General features: G+C 40.6%; 23 protein-coding genes, 1 tRNA gene and 1 other annotated feature. Of the genes, 21 read left to right on the forward strand and 3 right to left on the reverse strand.

The annotated features are described in order from the left end of the window. Positions 1 to 1,809, forward strand: coding sequence for an ABC transporter ATP-binding protein (locus tag AS034_RS10995; protein WP_058298474.1), 1,809 nt, complete (start codon positions 1 to 3; stop codon positions 1,807 to 1,809). A 78-nt stretch (positions 1,810 to 1,887) separates the two neighbouring features. Here AS034_RS10995 and AS034_RS22340 read toward each other — a convergent pair whose 3' ends face one another. Continuing rightward, the gene (locus AS034_RS22340; protein ID WP_074439992.1) at positions 1,888 to 2,064 is read right to left on the reverse strand and encodes an aspartyl-phosphate phosphatase Spo0E family protein; all 177 of its coding nucleotides are present in this window, start codon (positions 2,062 to 2,064) and stop codon (positions 1,888 to 1,890) included. A 257-nt stretch (positions 2,065 to 2,321) separates the two neighbouring features. Here AS034_RS22340 and AS034_RS11000 point away from each other — a divergent pair, with 257 nt between their 5' ends. The 4 genes from AS034_RS11000 (at position 2,322) to AS034_RS11015 (ending at position 4,779) form a co-directional block, all read left to right on the forward strand. Next, the gene (locus tag AS034_RS11000) at positions 2,322 to 3,029 is read left to right on the forward strand and encodes a cytochrome c biogenesis CcdA family protein (RefSeq protein WP_032088690.1); all 708 of its coding nucleotides are present in this window, start codon (positions 2,322 to 2,324) and stop codon (positions 3,027 to 3,029) included. Between the two features lie 122 nt (positions 3,030 to 3,151). Next, on the forward strand, positions 3,152 to 3,514 hold the full coding sequence (locus AS034_RS11005; protein ID WP_058298475.1) for a response regulator: 363 nt from the start codon (positions 3,152 to 3,154) through the stop codon (positions 3,512 to 3,514). A gap of 107 nt (positions 3,515 to 3,621) precedes the next feature. Beyond that, the gene (locus tag AS034_RS11010; RefSeq protein ID WP_032088688.1) at positions 3,622 to 4,101 is read left to right on the forward strand and encodes a CcdC family protein; all 480 of its coding nucleotides are present in this window, start codon (positions 3,622 to 3,624) and stop codon (positions 4,099 to 4,101) included. A gap of 198 nt (positions 4,102 to 4,299) precedes the next feature. Next, positions 4,300 to 4,779, forward strand: coding sequence for a site-2 protease family protein (locus tag AS034_RS11015; protein ID WP_032088687.1), 480 nt, complete (start codon positions 4,300 to 4,302; stop codon positions 4,777 to 4,779). A gap of 157 nt (positions 4,780 to 4,936) precedes the next feature. Here the strand turns inward: AS034_RS11015 and AS034_RS11020 are convergent, their stop codons facing one another. Beyond that, positions 4,937 to 5,365, reverse strand: coding sequence for a DUF2621 domain-containing protein (locus AS034_RS11020; protein ID WP_032088686.1), 429 nt, complete (start codon positions 5,363 to 5,365; stop codon positions 4,937 to 4,939). Positions 5,366 to 5,580: 215 nt separating this feature from the next. Between AS034_RS11020 and AS034_RS11025 the strand changes: the two genes are divergently transcribed. Further along, positions 5,581 to 6,906 carry an ATP-binding protein gene (locus tag AS034_RS11025; RefSeq protein ID WP_058298476.1) on the forward strand — a complete coding sequence of 442 codons (1,326 nt, stop codon included), beginning with the start codon at positions 5,581 to 5,583 and terminating at the stop codon, positions 6,904 to 6,906. A gap of 64 nt (positions 6,907 to 6,970) precedes the next feature. Here AS034_RS11025 and AS034_RS22730 read toward each other — a convergent pair. Beyond that, positions 6,971 to 7,067: transfer RNA gene (locus tag AS034_RS22730), tRNA-Sec, on the reverse strand. 284 nt (positions 7,068 to 7,351) lie between these two features. Between AS034_RS22730 and AS034_RS11030 the strand changes: the two genes are divergently transcribed. The 15 genes from AS034_RS11030 to AS034_RS11100 all read left to right on the forward strand — a co-directional run bounded on the left by AS034_RS11030 (position 7,352) and on the right by AS034_RS11100 (position 23,961). Next, positions 7,352 to 7,879: a hypothetical protein gene (locus tag AS034_RS11030; RefSeq protein ID WP_058298477.1), complete on the forward strand. Its 528-nt coding sequence runs from the start codon at positions 7,352 to 7,354 to the stop codon at positions 7,877 to 7,879. Between the two features lie 118 nt (positions 7,880 to 7,997). Then, positions 7,998 to 8,135 carry a YvrJ family protein gene (locus tag AS034_RS11035; protein WP_032088683.1) on the forward strand — a complete coding sequence of 46 codons (138 nt, stop codon included), beginning with the start codon at positions 7,998 to 8,000 and terminating at the stop codon, positions 8,133 to 8,135. Positions 8,136 to 8,293: 158 nt separating this feature from the next. Next, positions 8,294 to 9,439, forward strand: coding sequence for an exonuclease SbcCD subunit D (locus AS034_RS11040; protein ID WP_058298478.1), 1,146 nt, complete (start codon positions 8,294 to 8,296; stop codon positions 9,437 to 9,439). Beyond that, complete coding sequence (locus AS034_RS11045; RefSeq protein WP_058298479.1) at positions 9,436 to 12,570, forward strand: AAA family ATPase; 3,135 nt, start codon at positions 9,436 to 9,438, stop codon at positions 12,568 to 12,570. Before AS034_RS11040 ends, AS034_RS11045 begins: the two co-directional genes overlap by 4 nt. 112 nt (positions 12,571 to 12,682) lie before the next feature. Further along, on the forward strand, positions 12,683 to 13,777 hold the full coding sequence (locus AS034_RS11050; protein WP_058298480.1) for an endospore germination permease: 1,095 nt from the start codon (positions 12,683 to 12,685) through the stop codon (positions 13,775 to 13,777). A 72-nt stretch (positions 13,778 to 13,849) separates the two neighbouring features. After that, positions 13,850 to 15,298 (forward strand): spore germination protein, encoded by a 1,449-nt coding sequence (locus AS034_RS11055; protein ID WP_082641668.1) that lies wholly within the window; start codon positions 13,850 to 13,852, stop codon positions 15,296 to 15,298. A 2-nt stretch (positions 15,299 to 15,300) separates the two neighbouring features. Continuing rightward, positions 15,301 to 16,452 carry a Ger(x)C family spore germination protein gene (locus AS034_RS11060; protein ID WP_058298482.1) on the forward strand — a complete coding sequence of 384 codons (1,152 nt, stop codon included), beginning with the start codon at positions 15,301 to 15,303 and terminating at the stop codon, positions 16,450 to 16,452. 106 nt (positions 16,453 to 16,558) lie between these two features. Beyond that, on the forward strand, positions 16,559 to 16,852 hold the full coding sequence (locus AS034_RS11065; protein WP_058298483.1) for a hypothetical protein: 294 nt from the start codon (positions 16,559 to 16,561) through the stop codon (positions 16,850 to 16,852). Next, entirely contained in the window at positions 16,849 to 17,676 is an 828-nt protein-coding gene (gene coaW, locus AS034_RS11070; protein WP_058298484.1) for a type II pantothenate kinase, read from the forward strand. The genes AS034_RS11065 and coaW overlap by 4 nt, the downstream gene beginning before the upstream one ends. Before the next feature lie 84 nt (positions 17,677 to 17,760). Then, on the forward strand, positions 17,761 to 18,357 hold the full coding sequence (locus AS034_RS11075; RefSeq protein WP_058298485.1) for an SCO family protein: 597 nt from the start codon (positions 17,761 to 17,763) through the stop codon (positions 18,355 to 18,357). Between the two features lie 327 nt (positions 18,358 to 18,684). Continuing rightward, positions 18,685 to 20,577, forward strand: coding sequence for a selenocysteine-specific translation elongation factor (gene selB, locus AS034_RS11080; RefSeq protein ID WP_082641669.1), 1,893 nt, complete (start codon positions 18,685 to 18,687; stop codon positions 20,575 to 20,577). 98 nt (positions 20,578 to 20,675) lie between these two features. Beyond that, on the forward strand, positions 20,676 to 21,248 hold the full coding sequence (locus tag AS034_RS11085) for a VanZ family protein (protein ID WP_052011625.1): 573 nt from the start codon (positions 20,676 to 20,678) through the stop codon (positions 21,246 to 21,248). Positions 21,249 to 21,710: 462 nt separating this feature from the next. Beyond that, entirely contained in the window at positions 21,711 to 22,577 is an 867-nt protein-coding gene (locus tag AS034_RS11090) for a GNAT family N-acetyltransferase (RefSeq protein ID WP_058298740.1), read from the forward strand. 41 nt (positions 22,578 to 22,618) lie between these two features. After that, a complete protein-coding gene (locus tag AS034_RS11095; RefSeq protein ID WP_058298486.1) occupies positions 22,619 to 23,254 on the forward strand; it encodes an NUDIX hydrolase in 636 nt (211 codons plus the stop codon). Positions 23,255 to 23,334: 80 nt separating this feature from the next. Then, positions 23,335 to 23,961, forward strand: coding sequence for a metal-dependent hydrolase (locus tag AS034_RS11100; protein ID WP_032088675.1), 627 nt, complete (start codon positions 23,335 to 23,337; stop codon positions 23,959 to 23,961). A gap of 51 nt (positions 23,962 to 24,012) precedes the next feature. Further along, positions 24,013 to 24,258: a binding site (T-box leader), on the forward strand. The last annotated feature ends 13 nt before the right edge of the window (positions 24,259 to 24,271 follow it).

The raw sequence follows: 24,271 nt of genomic DNA on the forward strand, positions 1-24,271 counted from the left end.
ATGGAAAAAGATCCAACCATGACGAAAGCCGGACAGCGAAAAGTATTTTTGCGATTAATGGGATATGCAAAACCCCATAAAAAGAAAATCATCGTTGCTTTTTTACTGTTATTATTAACGACGATCGGAGATGTACTCGGACCGATCATCATAAAAGTCTTCATTGATGATTACTTGACGCCCAGGGATTTTCCTTATGGGCCGCTTGCTGCGTTGGGGTCAGCCTATCTACTTATTCAAATCGGAAATGTGTTGATTTCTTATTTTCAATTATTGAAGTTCCAGGAGATTGCATTAAATATCATTCAGCAGCTCAGGGTGGATGTCTTTTCAAAGGTGCAGAGCCTTGGAATGAAATATTTTGATCAGACCCCTGCGGGCAGCATCGTCTCACGGGTGACAAATGACACTGAAGCAATCAAGGATATGTTTGTAAGCGTAATGGTATCCTTTATACAGGGAGCCTTTTTGCTGTCGGGTATATTTATCGCGATGTTTCTCCTTGATCCGAAGCTGGCGCTTTTTTGTTTGTTCATCGTCCCTCTCATTCTTTATATCATGGTTCTTTATCGTAAGTACAGCTCGGTATTTTATCAGGATATGAGGGAACGACTTAGTCAATTGAATGCAAAATTGAGTGAATCACTGCAGGGAATGTCAATCATTCAAGTGTTCAGGCAGGAGCAAAGACTGCAAAAAGAATTTGGAGAAATCAATGAGAAGCATTACATGGCCGGAATGAAAAATATTAAAGTGGACGGACTGCTGTTGAGGCCGGCAATTGACCTTGTTTATGCAGCCGCATTGATTGTCGTTCTGAGTTTCTTTGGCATTACATCTTTCAGTGAACCGGTAGAGATAGGTGTACTGTATGCTTTTGTTAATTATCTGGACCGTTTTTTTGAACCTGTCAATCAGATCATGATGCGCCTCTCGATGTTTCAGCAGGCAATCGTTGCTTCATCAAGGGTATTTACATTATTGGATGAAAAGGAAGTATCGCCGGGTCAAACGGACTGTAAAGAAGAAAATCAACAGATTCAAAAAGGGGAAATTACATTTAAGGATGTTACTTTTTCCTACGATGGTCAAAAGGATGTTCTGAGAAATATCTCATTTACGGCCAGGCCGGGGGGGACTGTAGCGCTGGTAGGGCATACCGGAAGCGGTAAGAGTTCGATTATCAACCTTTTGATGCGCTTCTATGATTACTCGGCAGGGGAGATTTTAATTGATGGGAAATCCCTTAAATCCTTCCCCTTGAATGAGCTAAGGTCCAAGATGGGGCTTGTACTTCAGGATCCATTTCTATTTTACGGAACGATTAAAGATAATATTAAACTTCATAACGATACAATGAGTGATGAAGAAATCATGGAGGCGGCAAGGTTTGTTCAAGCGGACGTGTTTATAGAAAAGCTGGAAGATGGTTATTCCAGCAAAGTGGTTGAAAGGGGAGCAACTTTGTCGTCGGGGCAGCGTCAGCTGATCGCTTTCGCCCGGACGATTGCAGCTAAACCAAAAATCCTCATCTTGGATGAAGCAACAGGGAATATCGATACTGAGACAGAAGAAGCGATCCAGACTGCTTTAGCTAAGATGAGAAAAGGCAGGACCACCATTGCAATCGCTCACAGGTTATCAACCATTCAGGATGCAGAGCTTATTCTGGTATTGCACAAGGGTGAGATTGCGGAAAAGGGGACACATCAGGAATTACTTGCAAAAAAAGGTATTTATCATAAGATGTTCTTATTGCAGAATGGACTTGTCGAAGGCATGGAGGATGTAGTATCAAAAGGTGTATGATACTGGGTGAAAAGAGGGAGTATCAACAGAAAGCAGACCGGACAAAGGTCTGCTTTCATTATGTAGTTCATTCGAGTATCAGCTTACTTGGGACGTGAAATTTTTTATGTAGTCCGAATTATAACTGTTTAATAATAAGTCCAATTCTTGACTGTATTGAATGGCTTGTGGAGAGGTTAATCCATTTTTCGCAACGATATCAATCAGTTGAGCGCGTTTTTTTTCAATGCGGTCCAGAAGCTCTTGTTTAGACACGGCTGTTTCCTTTCTTTTGTAGTTCCTTACAGAAGGAATACAAAACTAGTAATAACTGTAACTTTTTATTAGTATAACGAAAATGTGGGCGTTTTTCAAAACAAAAATACTTTTTTAAAAGCTTTGACACAAGATTGGAATGAATCAAATCGTATTGTAAATGAATGGTCACAAATCGTTCACAGAATAGGTTCTCATAGTTTGTTCAAATGTTTGATAGAATAGATAATAATAAACACTATACAGGAGTTGAAATTATGGCAGATATTAATCTATTTCTTGCTTTTGGAGCGGGTTTTTTAAGTTTTATTTCTCCATGCTGCCTTCCTTTATATCCGGCATTCTTGTCCTATATAACGGGGATGAGTGTAAGTGAGTTAAAATCGGATAACGCTATGCTGCAAAGAAGGAGCCTTTTACATACTTTATTCTTTCTCTTGGGCTTCTCAGCCATTTTCATTGCCATTGGGTTCGGTACTTCGTTTATCGGAGAGTTCTTTCTTGACTATAAGGATTTAATCCGTCAGCTTGGAGCGATCTTTATCGTTATATTCGGATTAGTGGTAATAGGGATTTTCACTCCGGAAATGCTGATGAAGGAGCGCCGTATTGAATTTAAGAACAAACCATCTGGATTCATAGGTTCAGTCTTGATCGGGATGGCATTTGCTGCAGGATGGACACCCTGTACCGGACCGATCCTCGCTTCAGTACTTGCACTTGCAGCCACGAATCCGGGTTCGGGTGTATTGTATATGACCGCCTATGTCCTTGGGTTTGCCATTCCTTTCTTTATACTGTCGTTCTTTATCGGGAAAATGCAGTGGATCAGGAAAAACAGTGCAAAAATCGTCAAAATCGGCGGATACATTATGATTGTTGTCGGAATCATGCTGTTCTTTGATTGGATGACCGTCATCCTTTCCTATTTCACTTCTATCTTCGGGGGATTCCAAGGGTTCTAGGAATGCTTGAGAGAATAATATAAATTGAAAAAATCTTACAATTAATGTTATAGTAAGAATATAAATAGGACTAAAGTATGATGAAGTGGATGCAGCAATAGCTTTTACAAGGAGGAACACCTGTGGCAACAATACTTGTAGTGGATGATGCAAAATTTATGAGATTGACACTTGGCAACATGCTGACATCCAGCGGACACACTGTAGTAGGTGAAGCGGAAAATGGGGAAGAAGCCGTAAGGAAATATGGTGAGCTTCAGCCTAATCTCGTTACGATGGATATTACGATGCCTGTGATGGATGGCATAGAAGCTGTGAAGACCATTCTATCTGATTATCCGACAGCTAAAGTGATAATGTGCTCGGCCATGGGACAGCAGAGAATCGTAGTAGAGGCGATTGAAAGCGGTGCAAAGGATTTTATCGTGAAACCATTTGATGAGGTTCGGGTTGTCGATGCAATTAAGAGAGTACTGGGTTCTTAAATGAAGGGGCTGCCTGCAGCCTCATTTTTTTTTGCCTGTTTTCGTTTTCATGTGAAATAGGCTATAATAGTAATGAAAATAAGTAGAGAGTTAAAGGATGATCGTTTATGATGATTGCTTCATCCATCGTAGCAATATGTATGGGATTTTTTGTTTTGTTTATCCGAATGAAGGCACAGAAAAAGCCGGTAAGCGGTAAGAAAATCATTTTACCGCCAATCTTTATGAGTACCGGTGCGCTGATGTTTTTATTCCCTTTCTTTCGGGTGACGCTCGGCGAGCTGTTGGAAGCACTTACTGTGGGAATGTTGTTTTCCATATTACTCATAAAAACGTCTAAATTCGAAGTAAGGGATCATGACATTTATTTAAAACGATCTAAAGCATTTGCATTTATCCTTATTGGGCTTTTGATAGTCAGGATAGTTGCTAAATCCATACTGAGTGCCACGATCGATTATGGTGCCCTTAGCGGGATGTTCTGGATCCTTGCATTTGGTATGATCGTACCCTGGAGAATCGCCATGTATATTCAGTATCGCAGACTTCATCAAGAAAACAGCGACCTTACCACAAATTCCATATAAACAGAATGAGCAAAAAAGCGGGACAATTGATAAACAATTATTCCGCTTTTTTTGTTTTTATTTAAAGAAGTAACCTTAAAAGGTTCAAAAGATAAGATGCTTGTTACGTTTTTCTTACAAATCATAAAAAAATGAGTAACGATTACTTGTCAGGGGAAACACGGAGAGAAACAAATATACTATAAAGGGGTTTTCGCGTTGTTCACTCTCCATGATATCTGGACGTTTTTTCTGGCATTTTTCTTAACGCTGCCACTTGTGACAATTGTTCACGAAGCAGGGCATGTACTGGTGGCCAGAATTTTTGGAGCAAAGATAAAATTTGCGATTGGAACTGGAAAGACATTATTCAATATAGGACCCCTTGAAGTCAACAGGATGTATTTCATGGAGGGATGGTGTCAATACACCGAACTAAAATATAATACAGTATGGTCACATGTTCTGATTTATTTATCCGGCAGCCTGTTTAATCTGATTGTGATTTTACTAATGAATTTTCTTATCTATCAAGGAGTATTTCCGGTTCATATCTTTTTCTATCAATTTGTTTATTTTTCGGTCTATTTTATCTTTTTTTCCCTTTTTCCATATCGTAACGGTGAAGGGAAGCCAAGTGATGGACAAGCCATTTATGATGTAATCAAATACGGAAAGGCAGAAGATCCCATAGATTGATCCAATCGTAATCAAAAAAGGTAAACGATGTGAATCGTCTACCTTTTTTTGGTCTTTTTCCATTTCATGAACAGGAACACAGCAGCTGCTGTAAAGATAATGTATAGAATAATTGGAATTACCAGGATCGATCCCATTTTTTTAACCCATTTCTCTTTTAGAATAAATGCTCATATGGAGCCGCATCGATCTTCATATCATCCAGCTTTTTACGGAGAAATTTATGGTCGCGCTTAGGGGTAGCCATAATATACCCTCTTATCACCAATTCCTCAGAAATGGAAGGGGCTTTCTCTTTTAAGGCCAACTCACCGATTTTCCCGGCAATTTTTTGCTTTGCCACATCCCTGAATAACTCTGGAACGGGAGTGACCAATTCATTCAGCATTTTCTTCTCAGGATCATGCCAAAGATGAAGCGTTTCATTTACATAATACTCTTCCCAGTCCATATCTGATTTCCCATCTTCTTTCGGAAACCTTTTCAGGAATTTCCGAAACATAAAGAAGCCGCCGATGGCAAAGGAAGCCATTAAGAAAACAACCCAAAAAAGGATAAAATATAAAAACCATCCGTCTAGCTGCATGCTATCACCTCTAAGTATTTCGATAAACGAATATGTATCGTCTTTCATTATAGACAACGTCAATCGATGTGACAAGAATATCATAATAAATATAAAAGATATCTATACTGTTCTTAATAAGAAATGATATACTAATAAATAACAAATATCGTGAAAATTCATTCTTTTTCGATAATCATCTATTTCTAGCTGTCTTGGAAGGACGGGGAAGTCACATGACGAAATATAAGGGCAGAATCTTGTTTATTGCCGCAGGTGCTCTATTGATCATTATCTGGGATTTCATTTACTATTTTGTTCTTCACTACTCCTTCAACATGCAAATTGATCTGCTTTTCACCACTCTCATCTTGTTCATTGGCTACTATACTGGAAAAAACTACGATGATAGCAATGAAACAGTTTCGGCACTCAGCAAAAGTGAAGAAAAAATAAAAAGGCTGAATGAAGAGCTCCAACTGGTGCTGCAGAATATTTCAGAGGTTGTATTCCACACCAACTCCAAGGGGGAATTTCAATTTTTGAATCAATCCTGGGAAGACTTCACGGGTTACAGCCTGAAAGAAAGCCTGCATAAGAATGCAATGCACTTCATTTCACTTAATGAACGGCATGAATTTCTGCGTGTGCTCAGAAGGAGTATAAGTGAGAAAAAGGAGAAGACGAAAATCGATTTTTCTTTTCAGATGAGGGATGGACGATATCGGTGGGGTGAAGTGAATATTAAGCTGAATTACGATGATGATGGAAAGCTCGCGGGTACAGTCGGAACGATATCAGATATTACCGAACGAGTACATAATGAAGAAGAATTACTCGAAATGAACGAAACACTAGCGATTGAATCACAGAAACTCTCGGTAGCAGGTCAGCTGGCAGCGGGTATTGCACATGAAGTGAGAAATCCGTTGACCTCCATTAATGGATTTCTACAATTGTTAAGAGATGATGCTGACATCAAGACCAAGGAATACCTGGAGATCGTATTCTCTGAAATTAAGAGAATCGAGCTTGTACTCAGTGAATTGTTAATCTTGGCAAAACCACAATCCGTGACATATAAACGTATCAATATCGTAGAAACACTGGATCACGTGGCAAAACTTCTGAATACGAATGCGATTCTTTACAATATTGAAATTCAAACTGCTTTTAAGCAGGAAGAATTATTCATCAGGGGAGACGAAAACCAGCTTAAACAGGTTTTTATCAATCTCGTAAAAAATGCAATTGAGGCTATGCCCCACGGAGGAAGTATAAGAATCCATGCAGGCATGAATGATTATAATAAAGTCGAAATCAGCTTTAAAGACGAAGGAGTCGGAATGAAAAAACAAGTACTGGATAAGCTTGGAGAACCGTTCTTTACCACTAAAACAAAAGGAACCGGTCTTGGGCTGACCATCTGTCTGCGAATCTTGAGAGATCATTCAGCTGATATAAATGTACAGAGTGAACAGGGAGAGGGCACGACGTTTTCGATTATCTTTGAAGCGGTACAGCAGCAAGGAAGGAAAAAGAGGGAGCAAATACATACATAAGAGATGAAGAAGTTTTAGGGGGATCCTGAAGCTTCTTTTTTAATGGAGCAGAAGAAATGGAGAATGGCGGGACTGCCTGGGAATCGAACCCAGCGGAGACGGCACGCGCCTCCCAAGAGGTTTTGAAGACCTAGGCAAGCACCAGCTCTACAATCAGCCCCGTAGTTTACTTAATTAGTTATATCATGTTCCCGCCTTCGGTTCAATCAATATACCCACGTACCTGGATAAGTAGAACAGAACAAAAATCAAGGTATAAATCGGCTGTTTATTCCAACTATTTTTAAAATTAGAACTTTAGCGAAAGTAGAAACTATTTCTTTACCAATTGATTATCCACATGATAAGATACATTTTGCCGGCTAAAAAATGGAAGAAGTAAGCGATTTCTACGCTTGATCTCCCGTACAATTCATGCAAGAGAGACAGAAAGGGGATTTGGACTATGAAAAAATTATGGTTCTTAGGATTAGGTTTATCTTTATTATTAGTTGGGTGCTCAGATGCTGGTTCCGAAGAAGGCAAGAAAGAGGAATCTGCAGATACAAGCAGCGAGAATACTGACGCAGCTGGGGAGTTAATGGATTTTTATCTTAATTTAACAACCACCATAAATGGTACTGATATTGATTTGAACGGTTATGAAGCAGCAGTTGGCGGAGAAGAACCTCCAACAGGTGACGAGTTTGCAAAATTAGAAGATGCAGCGGCGGCATCTGCAGAAGAATCTGCTAAAGCCGTAGAGAATACGGAGATTCCATCAGGGCTTGATGATTATAAAAAAGACATTGAAGAGTTCAAGTCTACATTGGCTGAGTCTTACAAGATGAAAGCTGAAGCCCTTAAAACAGATGGTGAGGGAGACCTTACAGAAGCAGATGAAAAAATGATCCAAGCTGAAAACCAAATCAAAGCAATCCTTGATAAAGCCGGGTTGGTAAGCTCAAGCCTGGTGAACGACTTAAACGGTTAATATTCAATTTTAAAAAACAAACGGAAACGAATCCCGGCATCGGGGTTCGTTTTTTGTTCCTATTGGTGTCTTTTTTCACTTCTTACTTCTATATATAAGTTGAAAGGAGGCATAGTCAATGGAATCCATCATTCCTTTTATCTCTGAGGTCGGGTTTCCGATCGTGGTCACGATGTATCTGCTATATCGCATAGAAACGAAGCTTGATGCAGTCGTAACTTCCCTGCAGACTCTTCCTCAAAGAATGAAAGAATAGGAAAGGGAGGCCGGTGGTCTCTCTTTTATTGGTGTGCACATAGAGTAGAGCTAAAAAAATATGAACAAATGTTCCCCTCTGGCATCATTTCCTTTTACCCAGAGTTTTAGAGTTTGATATAATTTAATCTAACTAGAGGCAGGAGAGGAGATTGGACGTTGAAATTCATACATACGGCTGATTGGCATTTAGGGAAATTAGTGCACGGTATTTATATGACAGAAGAGCAGAGATACATACTGGAGCAATTCATTGCATTGGTGGAGGATGAAAAACCGGATGCAGTCGTGATTGCAGGGGATTTATACGACCGTTCCGTCCCGCCAACCGAGGCGGTGGAATTACTGGATGAGGTTCTATTCAGAATCAATGTCGAATTGAATACGCCGGTCATTGCCGTTTCAGGCAATCATGACAGTGCCGAACGTTTATCTTTTGGTTCCTCGTGGTACAAGCACAGTCATTTTTACCTGAAGGGGAAACTTTCCAATGAATTTACACCCGTTAACGTAGCCGGGGTGAACTTCCACTGCATTCCTTTCGCAGAACCGGGGACCGTGCGCCAGCTGCTAGGGGATGATTCGATCCATTCCCATCATGATGCGATGAGGGCAATCATAGAACGGATCCGGGAAAACATGCATGGGGACGGACCACATGTATTCGTCGGACATGCTTTCGTCCTTGGAGGGAAAACCACGGATTCTGAAAGGACTCTTTCCGTAGGCGGGTCAGGATGTGTAGGCAGTGAATTATTCGAGCCTTTTCATTATACGGCTATGGGACATCTGCACAGCCCGGACGCATTGAAGCATGATACGATCCGTTATTCAGGATCATTGATGAAATATTCGTTCTCGGAAGCATCTCAAAGGAAATCGGTGACAGTGGTGGAAATGAAAGAAAATGGATCGTTTGAATTAAGCGAACGGATATTAAAACCGAGGCAGGATATGAGAGAGCTGCAGGGGCATCTAGAGGAACTGCTTGATCCAGCCTTCTATCAATCCCAGAAAACGGATGACTTCTTAAAGGTGACCCTGCATGACGAGGGAACCCTTATCGATCCGATAAACAAACTAAGACAAGTGTATCCGAACGTGCTTCATCTTGAGCGGAAACTGGAGTTGACGGATGCCAAAAAGAAAAATAGTTTCAACGTCATAGAAGATAAAAAGAAGACAGAGCTTGAATTATTCAAAGAATTTTATTCAGATATGACGACAGGGGAATTTTCAACTTCTAAGCAGGAAGTCTTGGAAAAAGTCATTGAAAAAGCCAGGAAGGAGGCGTTTGAAGCATGAAGCCTCTTAAACTGACGATGCAGGCATTCGGACCATATGCCACTAGGGAAGAAATTGATTTTCGTGAGTTGGACAGCCGCACGATGTTCGTGATATCAGGAAAGACCGGATCGGGAAAGACGACGATATTTGACGGTATTTCCTATGCGATCTATGGGAAGGCAAGCGGGGAGGATCGGAGCCCTGCAGATATGAGGAGTCAATTCGCGAAGGAAGAGGACATTACGGAAGTTGAGCTTTTATTCAATTTGCGGGGGAAAACGTACCGGATCTGGAGATCGCCTCAGCAGGATAAAAAGAAAGCCCGGGGAGATGGGTATACGACCATCAACGCACGTGCAGAGTTATTTACCTTTGATGAAGAAGGCGGGGAAATTATACTTGCTGCCAATGTCAGGGAAGTAGACGAAAAGGTGAAATCACTCATCCAGCTGGACGCGAATCAATTCAGACAGATCCTGATGATCCCTCAAGGTGAATTTCGTAAATTGCTGACCTCTGACAGTAAAGATAAAGAAGTCATTTTGCAGAGATTGTTCCATACACAGCTGTACAAAATGATCCAGGAAGGATTAAAGGCAGAAGCAGATGATTTGCGGAAACAAGTGGAGGCTTCCATTGAATTGCGCACAAGGGAACTGTTGAAAATCCATAGTACTGACAATGAAGAATTACAACAATTACTGCTTGAAGAACCTGTTAATGACAGTAAGATACTTTCGCTTCTCCCGGGACAGATCGAGGGGATGGAAAAGCGGCTGGAAGATGTGGAACAAACGTTTCAAACCATTCAAAATAAACGAGACAACGTAAACAAGGAGCTTGCTGATGCTCATAATCTCCTGAAACAATTTGAACTGAAAGAAAAATTAGGAGCGGAGCTGACCGTCCTTTTGCACCAAGAAAGTGAAATCGGGCAAGTTTCTCAAGAAATCACACTTGCACATAAGGCTGCAAGGTTAATTAAACAGGATGAATATTGCCATAAACTGAATAGTATCCTCAAGGGACTTAAACAGGATATGGATCGATTAATGAGTGAGAAAGAAACAGCCAAGAACAGGCTGGAGCTTGCCAGGAAACGTTATGAAGAAGAAGCGGCAAAAGAACCCGCGAAAGAAGAACTTGTAAAAAAAATCAATCATCTGGAAAGCATTCAAGGCGATGTTCATTCCCTCGATTCCTTACAATCGGAATTGCAAATGTTACAGGAAAAAAGTACAAAACAGCAGGAACTTATTAATAGAGACACTGAAGAGAAGGCTAACTTATCAAAATGGATAAAGAATAGAGAGGAACGACTTGAGAAGTTTGGAGAGAGCCAAAGCCTGTTGTTCCACTATGAAAAGTCACTCCGGGAAAAAGAGTCTGTCCTGGAAATTCTTAAAGAAATTCATACTCTGTCAGAAAGACAGGATCGTTATAAGGTCACAATGAAACGATTGAGTGGCCAATACGAAAACACTGCTGCACGAATGAAAGATGCTTCAGATTCAATCACTTATCTGGAGGGTGAATGGCGGGCAGCTCAATCCGCCGCTCTGGCGCGCGAACTCACCGAAGGAGGACCCTGTCCTGTATGCGGGTCAGAGCACCATCCTAATCTTGCAACAGACAAACATACATTGCCTTCAGAGGAAGACATGAAGAGTGCAAGGGAAATGCTGCAAGTCCTTCAATCCGAAGAAAAGCAGTTGAGTCTCTCAATGGCCCAGGAAGAAACAAAAATCCAGAATACAGATGAGCAAATACGTCTACTCATCAAAAGGGCAGGAAATCAGGCAGAGAACCTATCTTTGGAGAATCATCAGGAAGTGACCTTAGAATTCCAATCAAACGTTCAATCCTTAAAAAGGGAAATCCTTGAAAAGAAAAATGAGATTGAACATTTGAAGCAGCTGAGTGAGCAAGTTAAGAAGGAAAAAGGGAAACTGGAAAAACTTGAGGGATCCGGAAGGGAAAATCTGGAAATTCAGCAGGAACTGAAAATGGATTTTTTAACCAAGAAAACGTCGCTTGAGAAAATAAAGGAATCCATTCCATCAAATCTTTATACAAGACAAGAGTTTGATGTTGAGTTTCAAAAGACAAAGGAAACACTGGGTAAAATGAAAGCTGCTTTTGAGAAAGCGCAGTCAAATTTTTATCAAAGTGAAAATGATTACAAAGTAAAAGAAGCTCAATTGAAAGATAAAGAAGCTCAAGTTGAAAAGGCAGAATCAGATATGAAGCATGAGAGGGAAGAATTTCTTTCCTTATTGAACAGAGAAGGATTCCCGCATTACAGAGCTTTTCATGAAGCGAAAAGAACCGATGAGGAGATTGCCATACTCGAGGAGAGAGTTAAAAAGTATGGGGAAGACCTGCGTTCTGTAAAGGATCGTTTATCGGATGTTTCTAACCAGCTGGAAAATAAGGATAAACCGGATATACAAGTCATACAACAATCGCTGACTGCTGTAACGCAGGAAATGAAGGAAATCAACGAAGTGTTAAACAGACTCATTTCACACACGCAGGAAAATAAAGAGATTCTTGCAAGAGTCACGGACATCAATGCCAACATTAAAGAGCATGAAGAGGCTTATCAAACAGTCGGACATCTTGCCGACATCGCCCGGGGCCAAAATGCAAACCGGCTTACATTTGAGAGATACGTATTGGCTTCATTCCTTGAAGATATCCTGAGTGTTGCAAATGACCGTTTATCTAAGATGACAGCAGGCAGGTATAATCTGATTCGTAAGACGGACCGCAGTAAGGGGAATATACAGAGCGGACTGGAACTGCTTGTATTTGATCAATATACCGGTCAGGAACGGCATGTCAAAACCTTATCGGGAGGTGAAAGCTTTAAGGCATCTCTTGCATTGGCCCTTGGACTCGCTGATGTGGTCCAGCAATATGCAGGAGGGGTTTCCCTTGAGACGATGTTCATTGATGAAGGTTTCGGTACTCTCGACCCAGAGTCCCTTGACCATGCAATCGAAGCGTTGATGGATATCCAGAGCAGCGGACGCCTTGTCGGATTAATATCCCATGTGCCTGAATTGAAGGAACGGATCGATGCAAGGCTTGAAGTCATCTCTTCCCAAAACGGAAGCAGGACGGAGTTTCAATTTATGGTGTAGTAAATATGAAACAAAAAAAGTCAGGGGATCCCTGACTTTTTTTGTTTCTACTGGTTAGTTTGTGAAGGTAGAGGAAATAAATAGAGTTACATCATACTTTAGGAGTTTTTAAATGAAGAGTTTACAACCAGTTCTCATCCCAAGGCAGCTCACCTTATTATTAATCCTTTCAACAGGTCTTCTAAACCACGTCATGATCATACCCAGTATCCTGCAATCATCCGGCCGGGATGGCTGGGTAAGTGTAATTGTTTCGTACCCGGTATTGATACTGGCGACATTCTTGATTTATTACGTATTAAAGAATTCACCACCCGAAGGTTTCTTTCATCTCTTAAGGACCAAGTGGAACAAAGTATGGGTTTGGATCTATTCTCTTCCGATTTGTTTATTTCTGATAACCAGTGCATATATCACCTTTGTTGACTTAATAATATGGTTGAGGGCATATTTTCTTGCTGATGTACCGAAGCTGCTAATTGTTGTCATTGTGCTATGCACCTGTTTGTTGATTACGTGGTCAGGTATCAAATATATGGCCATTGCAAGCGGTATATTGCTCCCGCTGGTGATGATTTTTGGCTTTTTCATTGCATTCACCAATACGCACCTGAAAGATCCCAGTCTCCTTTTTCCGATACTAAGCAGTGGGTATCCGCCTGTATATAAGGGAATGATTTATGTTTTGAGCGGTCTGTTGGAGATATTCATCATCATCTTACTTCAGCCATTCAGCGCCGGGAAAATAAAACTGCATCATCTCATTTTTTTGGGTTTGATTTTGGCAGGCTTGATAATGGGTCCTTTAACAGCTTCCATCATGGAATTTGGTGACGTGGAAGCATCGAACATGAGATACCCCGCATATGAACAGTGGAGGATTTTAGGCATCGGGGAATTCATAACCCACCTTGATTTTTTTGCACTATATCAATGGCTGTGCGGTGCACTGATCAGGATTGGTTTATTTATGTTTTTACTAAGCTTTCTTTTAACAAATTCGAAGGATAACTACAGAATGAAATTCAAGGTTGTTTCATCTGTCTATATTGGGTTCATGATATTACTGATTATTGATGTTGACCCATACTTTTTTTATAGAGCTTTATACAACTATTTCTTTCCTTTCACGGTGGTGTTCTTCTTTATTCAAATTTTACTGAGTGCTTTAATTGTAAAAATTTTTTCCATTAAAGCGAAAGTCTAAGATATTTTGAATGCAGATCACAACACTCCTTATTGAAACATCAAAACTGCTGCAGACAAAAGGATGTTTGTAATGATGATAAAAGGTTCAATGAATACATATACAGCAAAAGAAAAAATGGAAGAGTTACATTCTTTATTTTCAAAAAGTGAAGATTTGATCTTTAAAGAACATCACTTTGAACAAGTAAGGATTACGATGGTGTTTTTTGAAAGTATCGTTGATATCAAATACATGGATAAATCGATCCTGCCGAAACTGGACCTGATCACAGATAAAACCGTTTTACAAAAGATGAAGCAATTCTTCCAGGCAGAGGAATTTATAAACAGAGAAATGGAAGAACTGACAACTGCATTATTTTCAGGACATGTCCTCTTTTTCCTGGAAGGGACTATCCTCGGTATACAAGCTGGGAATCTTCCAAAGCGCAATCCCGAAGAATCTTCACTCGAAACTTCAATCAGGGGGCCGAAGGATGGATTTGTAGAGGACCTGAATACAAACATTTCACTGGTAAGGAGACGTCTTTTTACACCGTCTTTATGTGTCGAGACATATCATTTAGGTAGCAGGAGCAATACAAAAATAGCCGTTCTTTATATAGAAGACATCATCGACGATACAATCATTAAAGATTTGCATAATAGACTGGAAAATATTGATATTGATGTTTTGGTCTCCAATCAAGAACTGGAATCTTTGTTGGATGATTCCCCTTATTCAATATTTCCGAATTTCGATTATACCGGGAGACCGGATTTTATAGTGGAAAATCTAAATCAAGGCAGATTTGCCATCATAATGGATGGAAGTCCAACCGTATCTATTGCCCCAGTTAATCTTTTGCTCCAGACGAAGTCCCCCGAAGATTCAAATATTAATTATTTCTTTGTTTCAATTGAACGATTGATTAGAATCATTGGATTGATTATATCTGGCTTTCTCCCAGGAACTTGGGTAGCTTTTTCAGCTTATAATATTGAGCAAATTCCATACTTGCTAGTCGCTACAATTTCTATGTCAAGATTCGGCCTGCCCCTTTCTGCTCCTATTGAAATGTTCATCGTATTGTTTTTATTTGAATTTTTTAATGAAGCGGGCATACGGCTTCCAAGGGCCATTGGTCAGACGGTTTCCGTGCTTGGGGGACTGATTGTAGGGGACGCAGCCATCCGGGCTGGATTAACTTCACCCACTATGCTTGTTATTGGTGCGATAACCTATATTTCTTCTTTCACGCTCGTCAATCAATCATTAAAAAACGGGCTTACCACATTAAGATTTATCGTTTTACTCTTCAGCACCTTATTTGGATTGTTTGGGGTGATCCTTACCTTTATCATCACCATCCTTTATTTAGCCACAAAATCTTCTTTTGGGGTCCCTTACTTAGGCTCTGTCGCCCCTCTCAGTTTTACGGAAACAGTCAGGGCTTTTATAAAGCTGCCGCTTCAATTCTATAAAGAACGTACGAAGTCAACCAGTCCGAAAGATACAACCAGGAAAGGGAATGAGTAAACGTGGTCCTTCGAAAATTCAGCATATGCATACTCGCTTCACTTTTCTTGTTATCGGGTTGTTCAGGTATTAAAAATATACAGGACTTGACTTATATCGTCACAATTGGGATGGATTATGACCCTGACCACGATGAATACATTGTATATCTTCAAGGCTTGAACTTCTTGAATGTGGCCAAACAGGAAACGAGACCCATTGAACCGATACCGACACTGGTTGGGTCGGCGCGAGGGAAAACACTCAACCTTGCAGTAAGCAAGTTATATAAGCTATCACGGCCCCCGTTGTTCTTTGGCCATCTAAAGGCATTGGTATTATCGGATAAAGTGATTGAGTATAAATTTAAAGAAGTACTCGAAGATGTAGGAAGGAATCGATCGTTAAGGCCCAATTTATTGCTATTCACCACTGATCAAAATATTGAAGAGATCTTTCACACAAAAGGCTTATTTGGTTATCCCCCCGTCTACACTGTAATGTTGACTGAGGAAAATATTGAAGCAAATTTAAATGATATTGGTCCAATCAGCCTCATGTCATTCTTGAGAATGTATTATGAGCCGGTGGGGTCTGCATTCATTCCAAGATTGTCTGTCAATCAAAACGCATGGCAAACAAATGCCCCAAACCCTGTGCTTCTCCTTGACGGGTATTCCCTGTTCCAGCATTCAGACTATAAAGGTATACTTCCTTCAAAAGAAGCGATAATAGTGGATTGGCTTCTCGATAAAAGAAATCAGATCAATTACGGTATTCATATTGATGACGAATTGGCTGCTACATTTGAATTGACGTCCCAAAAGATGAAAGTGAAAATGAAAAAGGATGGATTACGGCCCGAATTTATACTGGAGCTCAAAGTGGAAGCAGAACTGCTGGAAAAGGTAAAAGAAGTGCCGTATGAAAAAGTGAAGGCTTCACTGGAGGAATCAATCAAAAAAGAAGTTCAAAAAGTGTATGATATCGGTATTGAGAAAAAAGTGGATTTGTTGAATATCGGGGAAAAGTATTACAGGTTCAATGGGGATGAATACAGGAAACTTATGAATAGCGATCAGTTCTATCTGACCCGGGATTCTTTGAAGAAGATTAATGTAAGCGTGAGCATTTCTCACTACAACGCATACCGGTTTAATAAAGAAGAACGTTAGGGGCTCCCTTTAAAAAATATTACCTGAACTTTCAATTATATCTTTATATTTCCAGTAGGATTAACTATGATGAAGATATAAGACATACACAAAGCGGGTGATATCTATGAAAATAAGTGTTTATATTTTAATCTTAATCATTTCAGCAGCCGTCGCAATTGGATGGAGCTGGAAGAGGCTCCTGGACTTTAACACATATAAGAAACCATTTTTTGAGGGGGTTGCCCTGCAGTTTTTATTCCTTTTGATCGCTTCCATTTGGTGGCTGGTGACAGAGGACACTTCTAACGGAATCATGGGTGTTTTTTATTATCTCGTCGCATTTCTCGTCATCATGGTGATTCACGGATATGTCCTTCACTATCTATTCTCCAAAAAGAAAAAAGAAGTATCAGAATGAGATATTTAGGAATCGACGCAGGCGGAACCCTTACTAAGCTTGTATATGAAGAACACGGCAGATACCATTATAAAGTCTTTGACAGTAAAGAACTGCCTCAGATAATGAATTGGATTCGGCTCACCTCACCGGATTCAAAATTGTTCCTTACCGGCGGGAAGGCTGAAAAGATTAAGATGCTGGTTCCGGAGAGTGCAGTATTTCCTGAATTCAAATCAATAGAAGAAGGTATTCGAAAACTTGTTCATACTCAAAATGAAGAGCTGGATCGATACATCTTGGTGAATATAGGCACCGGAACCTCTTTCTTTAAAGTCGCTCCCAATGAATTCTCCCGTGTAACGGGAAGCGGAATGGGCGGAGGTATGTTCATAGGGCTGGGAGCGCTGCTCACTGGCACAGATGATTTCCATGAACTCGTGGAGATGTCCGAAAACGGAAATCGTGAAGCAGTCGATTTGATGGTGAAGGATGTATATGAAGGGGAGGATGCTCCTGTGCCTGACTATCTGACGGCAGCAAACTTTGCTAAACTCGGATCTGGAGCAGCATCAACTAAAGATGTGACTCGCTCTTTGACCAACTTGATTGCGGAGACGGTTATATTGCTTTCCCAGCAGCTTGCGGTCTCACATCGCTGCCAAAAGCTTGTTTTCATAGGAAGCACTCTCATTGCGAATTCTCCCTTAAAAGAAGATCTCAAACAATTTGAAACCCTTTTGGGGTGTCAGTGTGTTTTTATTGAAAATGGATCATTCTCCGGAAGTATCGGTGCACTGAGGCTTGGATTGAAAAGCCTGGGAATTTCACAAAATAGTCATTGATACTCATAGGAAGCGCATTGTCTTTTCCTGTTCTTTCTACTAACATAGAATGAGAAAGAGTAGTGGAAAGCGGAGGAGATTTTAGTGCCTAAAATTAAATTAATAGCGGTCGTGATGGCTGCAGTAGGAATTCTCCTTGCAGGTTGCAGCAATAGTGACTTTCAAGCAGAAACGAATTATGAAATAGCGGATTTCAATTATACCAATCAACAAAATGAAAAAGTAAGTCTCAAAGACTTGGAAGGAAAAGTTTGGATTGCAGATTTCATTTTCACTAACTGTGAAACGGTCTGTCCGCCAATGACGTTCAATCTTACGAAATTGCAAAAAGAACTGAAGAAAGCAGGGGTAGAAGATTATAAGATCGTCTCCTTCAGCGTCGACCCCGAAAACGATACACCGCAGGCCCTGAAGGAATATATTTCAGGATACGAAGCGGATTCAGGCAAGTGGGAATTATTGACCGGTTATAAGTTTGAGGAAATCAAGGACTTTGCTGAACATTCATTCAAAACAATCGTTGCAAAAGACCCCAATTCTGACCAAGTCATTCATCAGACAAGCTTCTTCCTCGTCAATCAAGAAGGTGTTGTGGTTAAGAATTACAGCGGGAACAGCGATGTACCTTACGATGAAATCACCTCCGACATGAAGACACTTATAAAAGAAGGTTCAAATTAAAAACTGATCGGAAATAGTCGAGTTGGATCAAGCCTCTTTAGAAGGCGGGCTTGTCCGGCCGGCTATTTTTTTATTGAGATCAGCGCTTATGGTAAAGTAAGTATAGTCATTCTATATAAAAAGCAGGTGAGGAATATTCGAAATTCAAAAGGCATATTTATTTTTGATTGTATCATCACAGTAGTGATTCTGTTTTGGACGATCAAATCTTTCTCAGAAGGGGAAAGTATGAAAGGTTTCCTGTTTATTGCATGCTTTGCATTGATGACAGGCGTATTATTCACTCATTATAAAAGAAAGAAGAAGTCTTAGAAGAAGCAGGTGGGAATGTTGAGGAAACGGTACTATACGGTCGGAATGGCCGGACATATTGACCATGGTAAAACTGCACTGACTAAGGCCCTTACCAACATCGACACCGATCGCCTAAAAGAGGAAAAGGAAAGGCGTATTTCGATAGAGCTCGGTTTTGCCCCGTTTCATCAAGAAGAGGATATGCAGATTTCCATTATCGATGTGCCCGGCCATGAACGTTTTGTGAGGAAAATGATTGCAGGGACAGGTGGAATTGACCTTGTGGTGCTCGTTATAGCAGCCGATGAAGGAATCATGCCTCAAACACGTGAGCATTTGGATATCCTTTCCCTTCTTGGGATTTCAAATGGGATTGTGGCACTTACGAAAATGTCAAAAGTGGATGCGGAACTGAGGGAACTTGCTAAAGATGAAGTGAAGGAAGAACTTGAAGGCTCTCCTTTTGAAAATGCCCCGTTGGTGTTGGTCGACAGTATCTCAGGTGAAGGTATCCAGGAATTGAAGGATTTAATTTTAAAATCGATAGAAGATATACCTGTCAGGAGTTCTGAAGGTGATTTCCGTTTGCCGATCGATCAGATATTTTCACTGAAAGGACAAGGTACCATTGTCAGGGGGACCATATATGAAGGAGAGATAGAAACGGGGGCAGAAGTCACGATACTCCCTCAAGGAATCAAGGCGAAAGCAAGGCAGATACAAGTCCATGGAGAAAAGAGCAGCAAAGGTTGTGCAGGACAGCGTGCAGCCATCAACTTGGCAGGTGTCAATTATCAACAGATTGAGCGCGGAAACGCAGTTGTATCCTCTTCACTCTTTTCTGTCACAGATACAATCGATGTTTCATTGAATACGCTTGGCGGAATAAAGAATGGACTTAAACAGCGTATGGAAATCAAGTTCCATACAGGAACTTCAGAGGTAATGGGGAAGCTTGTATTCTTCGACCGTAATAAAACAGAACAAGCAGAAGACTCTATTCTATGTCAAATCCGGCTAAACGATAAGATTGTAGTTAAACGCGGCGATCGATTTATAATCAGGAGGCCATCGCCTTCAGAAACACTGGGCGGAGGTTGGATTATTAATCCAAGTGGAAAAAGGTACCGCTTTGGCCAGGAAACTATTTCGAAATTGCGTGCGGTAATGGAGGGTTCTGCTGAAGAAAGGATTTTAAGACTTCTTCAACAGAAAAAGAGTGTACCTGTACAATCTTTGATACTTGAAGTCTCCCTTACACAAGAAGACCTTGAGGAATTGCTGAATAAGCCAGGCTGGATTATGCTGCGCGATATTTTTGTGACGCATATAAGTATTGTAGAAAGCTGTGAAAAGAAGATTGTAGATGTCATCAGTACCTATCATGACAGGCATCCCCTTGAAAAGGGAATCAACAAGGGGGAGCTACACTCGATGCTGGAGTCTTTCACTGATACGGTCATCCAGTTCAGTATCGAAAGACTGATTCAGCAGAAGCAAGTATCTGTTGAAAATGGAGTTCTCCGTATACATGATTTTATACCGAGCCTCCCTTCACAGTGGGAAAAAAGGTGCGTGCAGCTTTTACACTCCTTAAAGGAGGATAATTTGAAAGTAAAACCAATAGAAGAATATTTTAAGGAAGCCGGTATCCCTGAATCGTTAAGACAGGAATATTATTACTTTTTTATTGGACAGGAGTGGATTATTCCACTCGATGAAAAGCATGCGTATGCTTATGAAACCTACAAGAAGGCAGTCAATGAGCTGAAAGGAAAAACAGACCGTAGATTCAATATCACTGAGGCAAAAGAACTGTTGGGTTTATCCCGGAAGTACATGATCCCGTTTTTAGAAAGACTGGATAAAGATGGACATACAGTTAGAATCAACGATGAGAGGAAATGGATTTCTTATCGAGAATAATATGATTATGTTTTTCTTTTTAAGGAAAGTGGTATAAATGTACTTATAGAATTGTATAACTTAGTAAATAGACAAGGCAGGAAAGTAGGAGACGTAAGATGCAGGAATTATGGAGCGCATTTGGATGGGTGATCCCCATTCTTGCACTGTTTACCATGACTTCCCTCCTGGCCGTCTCCGTATGGAAAAAGAAAAAAGGCAAAGGAAGGTGGATGAACCTCCTTCCTGTTTTATTGCTTTCAATTTCCATTGGCGGTATATGTTTGATCACCCTTACACCCATGCTGGGTGACGGAGGCATGAACGGCGGGGTAAAAGGTCATACCAATATGGATCCTTTTTCAAATTTGAGACTGAATCTAATTTATCGGAATCATTTAGATGTGCCGATTCGAAACTTATTAGCCAACGTGTTTTTGTTCGTACCCTTTGCTTTCTTTTCAGGCTGGTGGATGCGGCACCAGCGGGCAATCCTTTTAAAGGTGACATTCCTCGGGGCCATCTTATCATTCCTTATTGAATTGACTCAATACTATCTTCCTTTGGGAAGGGCGACAGATATCGATGATTGGCTTATGAACACGCTTGGTTCTTTTCTCGGCGGGATTATATTTATCACGGGAAGTTTCATATTCAGATTGTTAAGGTTAAATGGCTGGATAAATAGATAAAGCATTACTGAAAAAGATACTGGGATAAAAGTACTTTAGTCTATATAAAACCCGAGCTGATTTGCAGTTGAAGAGGCAAATCAGTCCGGGTTTTTAATTTGTTTAATTCAAATATACATTTTAGACCTTCCCAGAGGTTGATTGGATTGAAAAATAAAGACTCCTAATTGAAATGCGGAAGGGCTTTGCTCAGAGGCTTATGACCTCGAGGGGCTAGCCTCCGGAGCTGCACAGGATCTGCCGCGAGAAGGAGAGGGGCTCACGGGCTACCCGCGGAAAGCGAAGTCTTGCACGTAAACCATTAGCTATTCTGTAATTGTTTGTCCCAATCTCTTTCTTTTGTGTAAAGATTTTGAAAAAACCATGTTAATATGGAAATGACTTCAAATAAAGGAGAGAGTATTTGTGGATATTTCGATAGAAAAGGCATCTTTGGAAGATGCTGAATTATTGACCGGCATCATGAAAAAAACGTTTGATCGTGAAGCTGCGAGATGGCTCGGAAATGAGAAGACCCTGGATTATAATATTCAGCCGCCCGGGTATGACTCTGTTAGAAAGAATAAGTACATGATCAGCGAATTGGATGCTTTCATCATTTCAGCCGGTGGAAAACCAGCAGGTGGAATCTATGTGACCATTTCAGGCAAATCATATGGGAGAATCGACCGCATCTTCATTCAGCCGGAACATCAGGGGGAAGGAATCGGGTCCAAGGCGATAAAAATGATCGAAGAAAGATATCCAAACGTAAGGATATGGCATCTCGAGACATCTGCAAAGCAAATAAGTAATCATTATTTTTATGAGAAAATGGGATATAGTAAAACGTTTGAATCCCCGGAGGAGTATTCCTATGAGAAACTGATCCAGACGAAACCCGACGACCAAAAACTTCTAAAGAATGAAGATTTATCTCACAGAATTTATGAACATTGCAGTTTAAACCATTCAGAGTATTATGGGGTGAATATGGAAGAAAGCTCGATCATCAACAGTAATTTAAAAGGTATTCACGTAAGTAACTGTAATATGAGTGAAGTAAAATTTCAAAATATTAATCTTACTCATTCTCTTATTGCTGATTTGAATCTTTCAAAAAGTGAATTTGCACATCTATCACTTAGCGGTACAACTTTTACAAACACGGACTTGGGAGAAGAAGGAGAACCCGTGAGCTTTAAGGGATGCAACCTTCAAGGAAGCAAGTTCATAAACTGCGATTTAAAGGGAATTGAGATAAGTGACAGTGATCTGTCAGGAATGAAGATTAATGATATTCCAGTGAAAGATCTGCTGGATGCTTATAAGCGGATTCACAATACATAATGTTCCTGGAAGAATGATAATAAATTGAAGGTGTTGGAACAATGACTGAAGAAAAACTTGCAATCTTTGATGAAGATTATAATAGATTAGGTGAACGTACCCGTACGGAAGTGCATGCCCTTGGGTATTGGCATGAAACCTTTCACTGCTGGATGGCACATTATAATGAGAGCAGAAGTCGAATTTATATATATTTCCAGCTGAGAAGCGAAAGTAAGAAGGATTATCCGGGGCTTCTCGACATTACTGCTGCAGGTCATATTTTATCTCAAGAATCGATGGAAGATGGAGTGAGGGAGATCCATGAAGAATTGGGAGTGGATATTCCTTATGATCAACTTATTTTTGCAGGGATCATGAAAGAAGAGCTGAACGGCGCAGGAATAGTAGATCGCGAGTTAGCGAATGTTTACTTATATACAAAACCAATTTCTTTTGACAACTTTCGCTTGCAAACTGAGGAATTATCCGGAATCTTCCGGACGACACTTGATGAGGCTGATCAACTTTTTCATCATGCAGCAGATGAAATAAGTTTAGAAGGGTTTGTTGTAGATGATAATCAGGGATTAATTGATAAGAAGTGGAAGGCAACCATTCAGGACTTTGTTGCCCATCCTATTTCGTATTTTCAAAAAGTGATAAATAGAATTAAAGATGAACTTCTGGAAAAATAATTCAAGATTCCCATGTTCATTTCGTAATTTATCCTCTATCATGATAGTTTCAATATTTCATTTACTTGAGGAGGGATGTTGTGAACGGAACAGCACATATGGCAGCAGGGGCAGCAGCGGGATTCATCACAGCCAACTCAATTGGGGCAGACTTTGCGTCGACAGCCACACTCGTCACTTTTGGCGGCATTTCGGGGCTTATTCCGGATTTAGATATCGATGGAAAGCTCAGTAATAAGGTTACGTTTTCTTCTAAAATGATTCGTGCGGCAGCTTTGGTCATTGGACTATTAATGATGGTGTACAGCTTCCTGGAAGAAGGAGGGAGTGATCAATGGATAGGGCTGGGGTACGGCGCAGGAATCCTCTTGCTTTCAACCTTCATTACCCAAAGAAGGATGCTGACCTTTACAGGAATCGCCGTCACAGTCGGTGGCTGGCATATCAATGAAACCTGGCTGTGCTTACTGGGAATCTACATAGTGATTGCTTCACTGGTTTCACACAGAAGTTATACACATTCTGTTATAGGCATCATTTATTTTGGCTTTATTGCCCGTTACCTTGAATCCTCCCTTATGATCCAAGGTGTCTTTGAAGCGTGCATGCTGGGCTATGCAAGTCACTTGGCGGGAGACATGAAAGTCCTTCCCTTTAACAGGAGAGGGGTAAAATTGTTTCTGCCTTTTTCTTCAAAGGAAATGTAAAAATATATTGACCAATTATTTCTGTTACTATAAAATATTGGAAATGGCATAACACATGCAATGATGAAGAAAAGTAAGCTGTCGAAACAATTCAGAGAGCTGATGGCCGGTGAGAATCAGTGTGGGAAGGCAGACGAATGGGCTTCTGAGCATCCAGGCTGAAGTGGAAAGTAGGCTATGGCGGAGAGTCTCACCGATAAAAGAGGCAATGTATCGAGGTATGTCCCTCTGTACAGGAAAGTGCGTTTGCTTTATGTAAACGAATGAAGGTGGCACCACGGGTTTCCCGTCCTTTTTGGATGGGGAGCCC

This window comes from [Bacillus] enclensis (genome assembly GCF_001456935.1).
GTDB classification, from domain to species: domain Bacteria; phylum Bacillota; class Bacilli; order Bacillales; family Bacillaceae_B; genus Rossellomorea; species Rossellomorea enclensis.